Origin of the sequence: Yersinia bercovieri ATCC 43970 (genome assembly GCF_013282745.1) — a bacterium.
Taxonomy (GTDB): domain Bacteria; phylum Pseudomonadota; class Gammaproteobacteria; order Enterobacterales; family Enterobacteriaceae; genus Yersinia; species Yersinia bercovieri.
In genome coordinates, this window is record NZ_CP054044.1 from 3,907,891 (window position 1) to 3,921,895 (window position 14,005).

The window sequence follows — 14,005 nt, forward strand, 5'->3', positions numbered from 1 at the left end:
TTTTCCCGTAGCCCACTAAAAATGCCACAATGGTCTATCTTAAACCACTGATGAGACAGCTAAACAGGTTGGCATGGAGTGCCCATCGAGATTCACTAATGCACCACATCTCCGCCATCAAGACTAATTGTTAACTGTCCCGATGAATTACAATGACGCTGAGAATAGATATGCAAGTTCCCTCTTTTGATCGTTCACTGCTGCACCCCCGCTATTGGCTGACCTGGCTCGGCCTGGCTACTCTCTACCTGCTGGTGCTGCTCCCCTACCCGGTTATCTATGCCATGGGCACTTCCCTTGGCCGCTTCTCTATGCGCTTTCTCAAACGGCGCAAGCAGATTACACAGCGCAATCTGGAGTTGTGCTTCCCGTCGATGCCGCAAGTGGAGCGCGATCAGCTACTGGTTAAGAATTTTGAATCGGTGGGGATGGGGCTATTTGAGACCGGTATGGCGTGGTTTTGGCCCAACTGGCGCATTGAGCGCTGGTGTAGTGTCAGTGGGCTAGAGCATATCCAGCAAGCCCGCGATGAAGGCAAAGGGGTGTTGCTGATTGGCCTGCATTTTCTGACTCTGGAGCTGGGCGCGCGTATTTTTGGCATCTACAATCCGGGGATTGGCGTCTATCGCCCCCATGATAATAAAGCTATGGATTGGATGCAGACCTGGGGCCGGATGCGCTCAAATAAGGCCATGCTAGACCGCAAAGACCTGAAGGGGATGATCCGCTGCCTAAAACAGGGCGAAATTATCTGGTACGCGCCGGATCACGATTATGGCCCGCGCAGCAGTGTCTTTGTGCCGCTATTCGCCGTCGAACAAGCCGCCACCACCACCGGGACTTATCTGTTGGTGCGCATGGGCAAACCGGCGGTGATCCCATTCACGCCACGGCGCTTGCCGGGTGGCAAGGGCTATCAACTGATTTTGCAGCCTGCCGTTGAAAACTTCCCGCTGGATAGTGAAGTGGAGGCTGCGGCCTTTATGAATAAAGTGATCGAAAAAGAGATTACTCAAGCCACTGACCAATATATGTGGTTGCACCGGCGGTTTAAGACCCGCCCGGAGGGGGCACCTTCGCTATATGAGTAACACGACTTATTCTGAAAAGTAATAACATAAATGATAATGAGAATTATTTTATATCAGTTTTTTTGATATAATCTGTCAGTTTTATCCACTAGAAATGTAGTATCTATCTGACAGATAATTAAAAGTAATTAATCGCAGTTATTATAGGGTTATTTCTTAATAAGGATACACTCATGTTGGCAACTCTCAATCTCTGGTTCACCCGCTTAACTGATCATCAAGATGGCGGTAAGCTCTTATTGCGCCTGACGTTCGGTATTCTAATGTTGTTCCACGGCGTGGCAAAAATTCAGCACGGTACCAGTTGGATCGCTGACTCTTTACAGGCGCAAGGCATTCCCGGTTTTGTGGCTTATGGCGTTTACATTGGCGAAATCATTACCCCACTGCTGATCATTCTTGGCCTATTCACCCGCCCTGCGGCTTTTGTTTATGCGGTTAACCTGCTGGTGGCGGTATTGATGGTCGGCACAGGTAAATTCTTTACCCTGACTCAGGTCGGTGCATGGGGTCTGGAAAACGAAGCGATGTACTTCTTAGGTGGCGTTGCCATTATGTTGCTGGGCAGCGGTCGTTACTCGGTGACCAAAAACGAAGCTTACCGCTAAACTTTCAGCGGTGATATTGAGCCACTCCGCGCATCTCGGGGGTGGCTTTTTTTATGTTATTGACCCTGCTTATAACAGTGGGTTAGGCGTCAATTCAGACTTATCACCAAAATGAATAAGCATATTCCGACGATTCAAACTGGCTTTCCATTTTAATAAAAACTAACATTCATCTTATTGATGTCAATGCCCCAAAAGCACATACTTATCAAGCTAACACCCTCTTTTTCCCACTTTTTTCAGCTTCAAACGCCATCACTGTGATCCCACAAGAAAAAGCTGAAAAAATAGTCACATTCTGCTTTAACTGGTTGATAATTGTTATGAGTGTCGACTTTTCATCTAAAAATACGATATAACCCAGCGTGAAAACAAAAATATAACGTGATCACTGCGTTAAATTCTTATGGGAAGACCTTATGCAAACCTCTGTTAAATCTGAAGGTGGCCGCACGTTCTTTGGCCACCCTTATCCGCTGAGCGGACTGTTTCTTTCCGAAATGTGGGAGCGCTTTTCGTTCTACGGCATCCGCCCACTGTTAATTCTGTTTATGGCCGCCACGGTTTTTGACGGCGGTATGGGGCTGCCGCGCGAGCAAGCCTCGGCTATCGTTGGGATCTTTGCCGGTAGTATGTATCTGGCAGCTCTGCCCGGCGGCTGGCTGGCGGATAACTGGCTTGGTCAGCAACGCGCAGTCTGGTATGGCTCGATTCTGATTGCACTGGGCCACCTGTCGATCGCGCTATCCGCCTTCTTCGGCAATGACCTGTTCTTTATCGGTTTAGTGTTTATCGTGCTCGGCACCGGCCTGTTCAAGACCTGTATCTCGGTGATGGTAGGGACACTGTATAAGCCCGGTGATGCTCGCCGCGACGGCGGTTTCTCACTGTTCTATATGGGCATCAATATGGGGTCATTTATTGCGCCGCTGCTCTCTGGCTGGCTGCTGAAGACCCACGGCTGGCATTGGGGCTTTGGTATTGGCGGGATTGGGATGCTGGTAGCATTACTGATCTTCCGTTACTTCGCCATCCCCTCAATGAAACGCTATGATGCCGAAGTCGGCTTAGATTCAAGCTGGAATAGACCCACCAATAAGCGCCAGGGGGTGGGCAAGTGGGTTACGGCTATTCTGCTGTTAGTTATGGCCATCATTACCCTGATTTCACAGGGGATTATCCCCATTAATCCGGTGCTGGTTGCCAGCTTGCTGGCCTATATTATTGCCGCCTCGGTGACACTCTATTTCGTCTATCTGTTCGCCTTCGCCAAGTTGAGCCGCAAAGATCGCGCCCGCCTGCTGGTGTGCTTTATTCTGCTGGTTTCAGCCGCCTTCTTCTGGTCAGCATTTGAACAGAAACCGACCTCATTTAACCTGTTCGCCAATGACTATACCAATCGTAATTTGATGGGTTTTGAGATCCCAACCGTCTGGTTTCAGTCCATTAATGCCTTGTTTATTATCATTTTAGCCCCGATATTCAGTTGGGCCTGGCCGGCACTGGCGAAGAGAAAGATCCAGCCAAGCAGCATCACTAAATTCGTTATTGGGATTTTATGTGCCGCCGCCGGTTTTGCGGTGATGATGTACGCGGCGCAGCATGTGCTTAACAGTGGTGGCGAGGGGGTTTCCCCGCTGTGGCTAGTGATGAGTATCCTGCTGCTGACCCTTGGCGAGTTGTGCCTCAGCCCGATTGGCCTGGCGACCATGACCTTACTGGCACCAGACAGAATGCGCGGTCAGGTGATGGGGTTGTGGTTCTGCGCCAGCTCGCTGGGTAACCTGGCGGCGGGTCTGATTGGCGGTCATGTTAAAGCTGACCAGCTTGATATGCTGCCGACTCTGTTTGCCCGCTGCTCAATTGCCCTGGTTATCTGTGCCGCGGTGTTGATTCTGCTTATCGTGCCGATTCGTCGGATGATGAATAACACCCAAGGGCAGCAAGCCGCCTGATAGTGATGGTGTTCTGTATTGATAATAACCCGCCTGATTGGCGGGTTTACTGCCCCCATGCCCGTTGCTGCAATACCACCCGATAACCATCGCTATCTTCGAAGGTTTTGCCGCTAACATCCCAATAAGGGTTATAAGACGCCACCGCGCGAAACCCGGCGCTGAGCATTTGCTGGCACTGATGGCCCCACAGCACTTCGTCCGGCAGATAAAAAACCAACAAATTATCTTGTGTTGGCGCTCGCCCCACCTGAACACCACGGTGGTGAGTAAATTCTAAATGATAAGCGTGGTGTGGATGACCGAGGATCACACCATCAAATCCCTGATGGTCAGCAAAACGACCCAGCTCGGTGAATCCCAAACCACGGCAGTACATCTCACTGATGGCATCAAGATTATCAGTGGGTCTGGCGACCCGCATCACTGAGGTTGGCGGCAACACTGGTGAATGAGTTTCGGACGATTTAATTGATTCTGCTGGCATCTTTTTATCACCTAATCAGTGCCTAAACTCGGCACCTGACACTACTCATATGGCCCATGCTGGGCATCAATTGGCAGCATAAAAGTATCAACAATCATTGACAGCGGCACGTCAATCACCGTGATGTATTTCCACGCCCCCTCCCGCATATCCCACTGCACGCCGGGATAGTACTGGTGCCCATGGCCCTGCCCCGGCACGATGCGGCTGATGATGCTGCCACACCCTGACAGCAGGATAATCCCCAGCCCCAGTAAGAGCGTGCGGAGGATGATATTGGGGCGTTGTATCAGTTTAACGATGAGATTCACGTAATCACTCTTTTAGCTTCGCAGAACAAAAAAACGGGCAATACCAATGTATGCCCGTTTTTAGTCCACATGACAATCACTCTGTTGCCGTTACTTCGCGGCGGGGAGTGCCTGCTGATTATGCACCCGTTGGCGATAATAGCCGCTCCAGACTTGATACTGCTCCGGCTGCTGCCAGATTTTCTGGTGCAGATCTGAGATCAATACCGGATCACTGAGCAGCACTAAACACTGATTTTTAGCCAATTTATCCGGCCCGGCAACCAGTGCCTGCGCCACACGCTCGGCGCGAACCTGCTCGATAATTGCACGGCGCTGGTGACGGGCGGTGGCCATGGCACTGGCGAGGGCATTATAGGATGGGTCCATTACCGCGGCCAGGAAGCCATGACTCAGCGCCCGTTGATGGTTCAGCTTCAGATAGGTTTCCGTCGCCAGCAGCTCCTGCGGCGGATGGCACTCCTCCGGGATCAGGAACAATTTAGCGCGCTTACTGGCCAGCCCCAGAGTCCGGCGACTGGAGAGCACCGAAACCACCGGAGAGAGGATCAGCGAGAAGACGATGGGCGATAGCCACCACAGGAAGCGCAGATCCAGCCAGGCAACACCGCCGGCCCACACCAAGCCCAGCAGCAGTTGCGGGCCGTGGCGCACCATGGCTTCACTCCACGGCGTGGCATCATCATCACGCTGCGGCGAGTTCCATTGCACTGACCAGCCGAGGAAGGCGCTGACCACAAATACGGTGTGGAATAGCATCCGCACTGGGGCCAGCAGTACCGAGAACAGCATCTCTGCCAGCATCGACAGCAGCAGCCGAATCGCCCCGCCATACTCTTTCGCCCCTTTGGCCCAGATCAGAATGATGCTGAGTAGCTTCGGCAGGAACAGCAACACCAGGGTGGTGGAGAACAGCCCAATGGCTAACTCTGGTCGCCACTGCGGCCAGACCGGGAACAGCTGACGCGGTTGCAGGAAGTACTGCGGCTCCATCAGGGTATGCACCGCTTGTAGCGCGGTACAGAGCACCAAAAACATAAACCACAGCGGCGCAGAGAGATAGGACATCACCCCGGTGAGGAACACCGCGCGGTGAACCGGATGCATCCCCTTCACCAAGAACAGGCGGAAGTTCATCAGGTTACCGTGACACCAGCGGCGGTCACGTTTTAGCTCATCCAGCAAGTTAGGCGGCAACTCTTCATAACTGCCCGGCAGATCATAAGCTATCCACACCCCCCAGCCGGCGCGGCGCATTAATGCAGCCTCCACAAAGTCATGGGACAGGATGGAGCCGGCGAACGACCCCTCCCCCGGCAGCGGGGCCAGAGCACAGTGCTCGATAAAAGGTTTCACCCTGATAATGGCGTTATGGCCCCAGTAATGGGATTCGCCCAACTGCCAGTAGTGCAAACCGGCGGTGAACAGGGGGCCATAAACCCGCGTCGCAAACTGCTGAATGCGCGCGTAGAGGGTATCCATACCGGAAGCTTTCGGCGCAGACTGAATGATGCCGGCATTCGGATTGGCCTCCATCAACCGCACCAGCCCGGTCAAGCACTCACCGCTCATCACGCTATCGGCATCCAGAATCACCATATAGCTGTACTGGCCGCCCCAACGACGGCAAAAATCATCAATATTGCCGCTTTTGCGTTTCACCCGGCGGCGACGGCGGCGATAGAAGATGCGGCCATGGCCCTCAACATCACGGCACAGCTCCAGCCAGGCTTTCTGCTCCGCGACACAGATATCGGGATCATAGCTGTCACTCAGCACATAGATATCGAAGTGCTCAAGCTGACCGGTCGCCGCGACGGACTCGTAAGTGGCGCGCAAACCGGCAAACACCCGCGCCACGTCCTCATTACAGATTGGCATAATCAGCGCCGTCCGGTGGGCCGGATTGAGCGCCTCATCCCCTTTGATGGTGGAGGAGATGCTATATTTATCTTTGCCAATCAGTAGTTGCAAAAAGCCCATCAGCGCAGTCCAGAAACCCGCCGACACCCAGCAGAACAGAATGGCAAACAGGATCAGGATGCCGGTTTGCAGTAAATAGGGCAGCAGTTGCAACACGGAAACTTGCCAGTTCTGCTGCCAGATCTCGAAAGGATCGAGTAGCGCCCAGCCCTGATAAGGCAGGATGGTCTTCATATAGCTGGTAGCAATGGCAGTTTGCAGCACAATCAATATCAGCAATATATAGCGCCGCAGAGAGCCGACACTGCGCCACTTTTTCTCCGCTGCGGCCTGCTCATCTGTTTGCTCACGTGACACCGGATTGCGGCCCAACATTGAATCCCAAAAACGCCCGACCGGATTGGTTCGCCAGGCCTGCGGTGCCATGCTGGTGCGCTTGATGGGGGGCGTGGCATGGATAACCGTGCGCCCTTCACTGTCTTGCCCCAACACATTATCGCCCTTTACGGCGTCCGGCCATGCGGCTTGCAGACGGGCATTGACTGACGCCAATGCACCCTCCTGTGCACTAAAAGTGGCACTTTCAGCGGTGCTGGCCGCCAATTGTTGATGCAAACGCAACATGGCATCAGGCGTGCTATCGAGTAGCACATCTGTTGGGAGAGCATCACGCAGTGCCTCTTGTTGCTGCGCCGTCAGGGGCAACTCCGTGATATAGTCCTGTACAGGAGATTGAGTTGACTTATTCATTGGCAGGTAGCTGATAGCTCCAGGTTTCAGTCAGAGTTTTATCACCGTTAGCCAGCGCCGCGCGCATCTCTATTGGTTTTTTAGCGTCCTTAACTTTCAGCCGCAGTGTCAAACGCCAGCCCTTGGTGACCGGGTTGTAGCGCACACTGTTCTCGATCAGTTCACCGTTATCATCAATACTGACTTGCGAAGCCAACGGCGTACTCTCATCCAGCGCTTTCAGCGACGGGCCGACAAAATCAATCAGGAACGCCACACTGCCGTCGGGTTGACGAATCAAATTCGACTGCTTCACATCACCGGTTGAGCGCAGAGTCTGTTTAACATAGGCCACATCAGCTGAATGTAACTTATCCTCATCGCGGGTGAAGTGCAGGCGATAGTTGAGATCGAGTGATTTTTTCGCATCCGGCAACAGATCAGGTGACCAGAACGCCACGATATTATCGTTGGTTTCATCGGCCGTTGGGATCTCCACCAGCTCGATTTTACCTTTGCCCCAATCGCCACGCGGTTCAACCCAGGCACTTGGACGCAGATCGTAGCGGTCATCTAAATCCTCATATTGTGAGAATTCGCGGCCACGTTGCAGCAGACCAAACCCTTTCGGATTTTCAATCGTATAGGTGCTGACCGACAGATGTTTTGGATTATTCAGTGGCCGCCAAATCCATTCACCATTACCTGCATGAATAGAAAGGCCGTTGGAATCATGTAATGCCGGACGATAATTCAACACCGCCGACGGCTGGCTTGGGCCAAACAGGAACATACTGGTTAATGGTGCAATGCCCAATTTCTCCACTTTATCGCGCAAGAAAACTTTGGCCTGCACATCAATAGTGGTATCGCGGCCCGGATAGATAACAAATTTATAAGCGCCGGTGGCACGCGGGGAGTCTAGCAACGCATAGATAACCAGATGTTTATCATTGGGTTTTGGTCGCTCAATCCAGAACTCACGAAAGCGCGGGAACTCCTCACCGGAAGCCAGGGCGGTATCAATCGCCAACCCGCGCGCCGAAAGACCATAAACCTGACCTTTACCAATCACGCGAAAATAGCTAGCACCGAGCATACTGACGATTTCATCTTTTTTATCCGCTTTATTAATCGGATAAAGGACTTTGAAACCGGCAAAGCCGAGATTTTTAACTGAATCAGGATCGTGCTTCACCGAACCGAAGTTGAAATAATCGGGGCTGTAATTGATAGGTTTAACACTGGTCGCGGTGACTTCATTAATCTGCACCGGCGTGTCGAAATACATGCCCTGATGATAAAACTCCAACTTAAATGGCGTATCCAGTTTGCTCCAATAGGACTTATCATGGTTAAACTGAATCTGCTGATAGTCGGCAAATTTCATTTCGCGAAATTGCGATGGCAGGTTACTTTTCGGTGCTTCGAAGCTTTTCCCCGCCAGTGCCTGCGCCTGTTTTGCCACATCATCTAGCGAAAAAGCCATTGCCGGAGAGGCCAATAGCGACAACAAAAGAGTCAGCCCTAACCATCCGGCACTGTTTGGCCGTGACCCTTTTGACATTTTATTCACGTTTGAAAAAATATTAACTCGCACATCTCCCCCTAAATCATAACAGCCAAATTATTGACGATTTATCCAACAGGTCAGGCAGATAAGCTCAGGTAGCGGTGATGTCCGGAGTTATACTGCCAGCTTATTGTGCAAACCAGTGGCTAAGCCACGAGCCATGCTAAAATACGCGATGGAAAATTATTAACCCTTATAGTAGTGTTTCTCGCCGTACTGATCCATTAATAACGTATAACGTTATCAGCGATGTGCTTACTATAAAAAATATGCTGGTCAAAAACCGACACGTTATTCTATTTTCGATAACAACTTGCGAATAAGTATGAAAAAAAACACTAACCAGCGGGAGTACTTTCTAGACGCTATTCGCGCCTATTTGATGTTACTCGGCATTCCTTTTCATCTTTCTCTTATATACTCCAGTCATCATTGGGCGGTAAACAGCAGCCATCCCTCACTGGTATTTACTCTGCTAAATGACTTCATTCACGCCTTTCGTATGCAGGTGTTTTTTATTATTTCCGGCTATTTTTCGTTCATGCTATATCAGCGCTATGAGCGCCAGCACTGGCTACAGGTCCGCCTTGAGCGGGTGGTTATCCCTTTACTGGCGGCCATGGTGCTAATTACGCTGCCACAATTTTTCCTTCTCAAAAATTACACCAGCAAATTACAAGATTGGAATTTATTTACAATTTATCAAAAAATAAATATTGCTATTTGGGAGCTGGTTTCGCACTTGTGGTTTCTGTTAACACTCGCTCTACTGACAATTATCTGTTTTTATCTGTTTAAAAGAATAAAGAATAGCCTACCGACAGTCCCAATATTGATAAAGAGAATGAATAACATAGGAAAAGTCTCACTATATGTGTTTCTATTTGTATTAGTTTATTCTGTAATACGCAGAGTAATATATCTTCTTAACCCTGAAATACTCTTTAATAGCATCCTCAATTTCGCCGTTATGGAGACACTGTTTTATCTTCCTTTCTTTCTTCTTGGTGCCTACAGCTTTATCTATGCGCCACTCAAACAACTATTTCTTCGGTTTTCACCCACTGCGATGTTGGCCTCACTAATACTATTTGCTGCTTACGTTGTGAACCAACATGCTAATAGTGCTGAATTTTTTGTCTTTGAATTGGATCTTATCATCAAAGCATTGATGGGGGTGACCATGACCAATGTGATCTACTCCCTCGGGTATAAGCTATTAAATTCCCCCTCCCCTCACATCACCTATCTGGTGAACGCATCACTCTTCATTTATCTGGTGCATCACCCATTGACCTTGATTTATGGCGCATTTATTACGCCACAGATTGGCAATAACGGCTTCGGATTTCTCTTAGGCATGGTATTTGTTTGCCTGATTTCATTTTCACTGTATGAGGTTCATCGCCGCATTCCTGTGCTTAAATACTTGTTTTCTGGCAGAAAGCCGCAGCAAAAAGCGTAATCAAATTATTATTCAAACGAATAAGGTTATTGCTAAGCGATATTAATATCCGAATATCGCTACTGTGATAAACCCGCTACACTGATCAACCATCATGTAGATGCGGGATGGCTAATGCCTCACTGTGCGCTCTGCTTTCAGAGCAAGTATCCTGTAGATTCCTTATCAGGATTTGTTTCACTTGCAGTGACAACAAAAAGAGGAATTGTGATGAATAAGCAAGAATCTATTGAGAGTAATCCCACCTCAGATACGCCAGCAGTTGCCGAGTTTGCGACCCTGCTCGCCCTGGTGAGTCGTCTTAGCGGCGCACTGGACAGTGCAATCACTGGGAAAGATCGCAGTGTTTTGGTCAATGAGCTTTCACAACTTTCTGTCGATAGTCTGCCTGAGCCAGAAAAAACGCTGACCACTGAGGCGCTGAAAAGGGTACTGGCAACACTCAAACGCGACTAGTTTTATCATCCAACGCTCACCCTTGATTCCCCGTCGGGCGATTAAAGGTGAGCGATCCTTAATCCCCCCCCCTCTGTATGCGCCCTATCTTTCGATCCCCAAACTATTATGTGACTGCCAACACCGCTGCGGCGTCAACCCAGGAGATCCCCAAAGTCATTGGCGTTGCAGCAAGGCGGCAAGCGAATAAGTCCCGATGAGCTTACTCAGGTAAGTGATTCGGGCGCATGAGTGCAGCCAACACCGCTGCGGCGTCAACCCAGGAGATCCCCAAAGTCATTGCCGTTGCAGCAAGGCGGCAAACGAATAAGTCCCGATGAGCTTACTCAGGTAAGTGATTCGGGCGCATGAGTGCAGCCAACACCGCTGCGGCGTCAAGGACGCAGGGGAATGCGATTTAACATATTGAATTAGGTCATATCTTCCCATCGAAACCGAAAAATCTGTGTATAATAATTTTTCATTAACATTCACTCGCCACCCATTCGTTTGCGTATTACATCAGGAGAACTCCCACTTTGGACGCCATCACTATTAATAGCCTCTTTTTGATCGGCGCGGTGCTGGTGGGAGCCAGTATTTTACTCAGCTCATTCTCATCGCGATTAGGTATCCCTATTTTGGTTATCTTTTTAGCTATCGGGATGTTGGCTGGCACTGACGGGATTGGCGGTATTGCCTTTGATAACTACCCCGCAGCCTATCTGGTCAGTAACCTGGCATTAGCCGTGATCCTGCTGGATGGCGGTATGCGCACCCGTGCATCATCCTTCCGCGTCGCCCTCTGGCCGGCTCTCTCTCTCGCCACTGTCGGCGTGATAATTACCGCCGGGCTAACCGGTTTGGCTGCCGCCTGGTTATTCGATTTGGATATCATTCAAGGGTTATTAATTGGCGCAATTATCGGTTCGACTGATGCGGCGGCGGTTTTCTCACTGTTAGGCGGCAAAGGACTCAACGAGCGTGTCAGTGCCACACTCGAGATTGAATCCGGCAGCAATGACCCGATGGCGGTATTTTTGACCGTCACCTTGATTGCGATGATTTCAGCGGGCGAGAGCAGCCTGAGCTGGATGTTCCTGGTGCACTTGATTCAGCAGTTCGGCCTGGGAATTATGATCGGGCTGGGGGGGGGCGGATTACTGTTGCTGCTCATCAACCGCATCGAGCTGGCGAATGGCCTGTATCCACTACTGGCGGTCAGTGGTGGGATTTTAGTCTTCTCACTTGCCACCGCGATGAACGGAAGCGGTATCTTAGCGGTCTATCTCTGCGGCCTGCTGCTCGGTAACCGCCCCATCCGCAACCGCGCGGGCATATTGCAAACCTTCGATGGGCTGGCATGGCTCAGTCAGATTGGTATGTTTCTGGTATTGGGCTTGCTGCTCAACCCGAGCGAATTGTTGCCGATTGCCATTCCAGCCTTGATCCTCTCATTGTGGATGATTCTGTTTGCCCGTCCGCTCTCAGTGTTCATCGGCTTGTTGCCCTTCCCAAGCTTTAATCTGCGCGAGCGGATCTTTATTTCATGGGTGGGTTTACGCGGTGCCGTGCCGGTTATTTTGGCGGTATTCCCGATGATGGCGGGCATCCCCAATGCGAATTTATTCTTCAATGTCGCCTTTTTTGTGGTGCTGGTATCACTACTGTTACAAGGCACCAGTCTCTCATTTGCCGCACGCAAAACGAAATTGGTGGTGCCGCCCGCACTGGCACCCGTGGCACGTATTGGCTTAGATATTGATAAGAATAATCAGTGGGAACAGTTTATTTATCAGCTCAGTTGTGACAAATGGTGTATCGGTGCCGCCTTGCGCGATTTAGAGATGCCCCATGGAACCCGTATTGCCGCCCTGTTCCGTGGCAAAGATCTATTGCACCCCACCGGCAGTACCCGCCTAAAAGAGGGCGATATCCTGTGCGTCATTGGTCAGGAACATCACTTACCTGCACTGGGGAAACTCTTTAGTCAGTCCCCAAGTATCCAGTTAGATGAGCGTTTCTTTGGTGATTTTATTTTGGATGCCGATGCAAAACTCGACGATATTTCGCAGATCTATGGCCTCAATCTGGAACCGGGTATCGACAAGCAACAAACGTTGGGTCAATTCGTCCTCTATCTGTTTGGTGGCGAACCGGTTATCGGCGATCAGATTGAGTGGGATGGTCTGACCTGGACCATTGCCGAAATGGAGTCTGATCGCGTCATCCGGGTTGGGGTGAAAATCGTTACCGATAAAGCCTGATTATTTTTGCTAGCTACTGAGCCATGCTAACCGAAATTATTTTCATAAAATTCCGGTTAGCACTCACCTCCATCGTAATAGCCGCTAGACTCTGCTCTGCTTAATTCTATTCACCAAAACGATCCCCACACAGACCAAGAGCAGTGCAACGGCGTACTTCCATTCTAAAATACTCTCATTGAGGAAGATGGCGGAGAGAACAGCGCCAGATACCGGGATGAGGAAATTAAATGGGGCTACCATCCCCACCCGATTATATTTCAGTAATAAGCTCCACAGCGCAAACGCTGCTGACGACAACAGCACCAGATACCCCAGTAATAACAAAGCGCGCCAGCCAAAGTCAGCCAGATTACCGCCAAACAGATAGCCCCCGACCGTCAGTACCAAGCCGCCGATAGCCAGCTGATAGCCCGTCATTATCGTGGTATCCATGGTCTGCGAAATACGCTTCCCATAAATAGTGGCAGCGGAAAGAATGAAAGCAGCCAGCACCACCGATCCCTCACCGATGAGTGAAAAATGAAAATCCATTAAATCTGAACCAAAGTTCACCACCATTACCCCAGCAAAACCCAATGCGCAGCCAATAACTTTATTGAAGGTTAACCGGTCATTTTGATAAATGTAGTGCGCCAACAGCACACTGAAAAATGTCCCGGTCGCATTCATGATGGAGCCTTTTACCCCGGTGGTGTAGGCCAGGCCAATATAGAAAAAGATATACTGTAGTGTGGTCTGTGTTAGCCCCAGAATAACTATCTGCCTATATTGTCTCTTTTGGAGGCGGCCGATGGCCTTACCGCTAGCCATCGCCACCATCAGCAATACCAATCCTGCCAACAAAAAGCGATAACCGGCAAATACCATCTTGCTCGGAATATCATCAGGCGCAATATGAAACAGCACATAGCCATTTTTTATCGCGGGATACGCACTCCCCCAAAGGAGGCAACAGAAGCTCGCCACGAGGAAAACAAATTTTTTATTGGTAAAAAGCGGAGAACTGCGGTCCACGCGAACATCCTTTTCGAACAAAAAAAATGGAATAATGTTTCGTTATAACTATTCCCTGCCGAAAAGTCTTGCCTGATGTCACTTTTCGCTTAAAAACAGCTCAATTGCCCCGAGGTTTCGCACTAATAGAACATACTGACTGAA

11 protein-coding genes are annotated in these 14,005 nt (G+C 50.2%); 6 read left to right on the forward strand and 5 right to left on the reverse strand.

Going from position 1 to position 14,005, the window contains the following annotated elements:
- The first annotated feature begins 170 nt into the window (after positions 1–170).
- From HRK25_RS17720 to HRK25_RS17730, 3 genes are all read left to right on the forward strand, one after another.
- Positions 171–1,091: a Kdo(2)-lipid IV(A) acyltransferase gene (locus tag HRK25_RS17720; RefSeq protein WP_005272987.1), complete on the forward strand. Its 921-nt coding sequence runs from the start codon at positions 171–173 to the stop codon at positions 1,089–1,091.
- A gap of 173 nt (positions 1,092–1,264) precedes the next feature.
- Entirely contained in the window at positions 1,265–1,699 is a 435-nt protein-coding gene (locus HRK25_RS17725) for a DoxX family protein (RefSeq protein WP_005272985.1), read from the forward strand.
- A gap of 419 nt (positions 1,700–2,118) precedes the next feature.
- Complete coding sequence (locus HRK25_RS17730) at positions 2,119–3,654, forward strand: peptide MFS transporter (RefSeq protein WP_005272981.1); 1,536 nt, start codon at positions 2,119–2,121, stop codon at positions 3,652–3,654.
- A 46-nt stretch (positions 3,655–3,700) separates the two neighbouring features.
- Here HRK25_RS17730 and HRK25_RS17735 read toward each other — a convergent pair whose 3' ends face one another.
- The 4 genes from HRK25_RS17735 to HRK25_RS17750 all read right to left on the reverse strand — a co-directional run bounded on the left by HRK25_RS17735 (position 3,701) and on the right by HRK25_RS17750 (position 8,671).
- Positions 3,701–4,141 carry a VOC family protein gene (locus HRK25_RS17735; protein ID WP_049602403.1) on the reverse strand — a complete coding sequence of 147 codons (441 nt, stop codon included), beginning with the start codon at positions 4,139–4,141 and terminating at the stop codon, positions 3,701–3,703.
- Positions 4,142–4,182: 41 nt separating this feature from the next.
- Complete coding sequence (locus HRK25_RS17740; RefSeq protein ID WP_005272976.1) at positions 4,183–4,452, reverse strand: YceK/YidQ family lipoprotein; 270 nt, start codon at positions 4,450–4,452, stop codon at positions 4,183–4,185.
- A 90-nt stretch (positions 4,453–4,542) separates the two neighbouring features.
- On the reverse strand, positions 4,543–7,125 hold the full coding sequence (mdoH, locus tag HRK25_RS17745) for a glucans biosynthesis glucosyltransferase MdoH (protein ID WP_050413682.1): 2,583 nt from the start codon (positions 7,123–7,125) through the stop codon (positions 4,543–4,545).
- Positions 7,118–8,671 carry a glucan biosynthesis protein G gene (locus tag HRK25_RS17750; protein WP_032897430.1) on the reverse strand — a complete coding sequence of 518 codons (1,554 nt, stop codon included), beginning with the start codon at positions 8,669–8,671 and terminating at the stop codon, positions 7,118–7,120. Before HRK25_RS17750 ends, mdoH begins: the two co-directional genes overlap by 8 nt.
- A 331-nt stretch (positions 8,672–9,002) precedes the next feature.
- Here HRK25_RS17750 and mdoC point away from each other — a divergent pair, with 331 nt between their 5' ends.
- The 3 genes from mdoC (at position 9,003) to HRK25_RS17765 (ending at position 12,844) form a co-directional block, all read left to right on the forward strand.
- Positions 9,003–10,142 carry a glucans biosynthesis protein MdoC gene (mdoC, locus tag HRK25_RS17755; protein ID WP_005272967.1) on the forward strand — a complete coding sequence of 380 codons (1,140 nt, stop codon included), beginning with the start codon at positions 9,003–9,005 and terminating at the stop codon, positions 10,140–10,142.
- Positions 10,143–10,352: 210 nt separating this feature from the next.
- Positions 10,353–10,598 carry a hypothetical protein gene (locus HRK25_RS17760; protein ID WP_005272965.1) on the forward strand — a complete coding sequence of 82 codons (246 nt, stop codon included), beginning with the start codon at positions 10,353–10,355 and terminating at the stop codon, positions 10,596–10,598.
- 518 nt (positions 10,599–11,116) lie between these two features.
- The gene (locus HRK25_RS17765) at positions 11,117–12,844 is read left to right on the forward strand and encodes a potassium/proton antiporter (RefSeq protein WP_005279243.1); all 1,728 of its coding nucleotides are present in this window, start codon (positions 11,117–11,119) and stop codon (positions 12,842–12,844) included.
- A gap of 84 nt (positions 12,845–12,928) precedes the next feature.
- On the opposite strand, the gene HRK25_RS17770 is transcribed toward HRK25_RS17765, so the two are convergent.
- Positions 12,929–13,861 carry a DMT family transporter gene (locus HRK25_RS17770; RefSeq protein WP_032898995.1) on the reverse strand — a complete coding sequence of 311 codons (933 nt, stop codon included), beginning with the start codon at positions 13,859–13,861 and terminating at the stop codon, positions 12,929–12,931.
- Between the last annotated feature and the right edge of the window lie 144 nt (positions 13,862–14,005).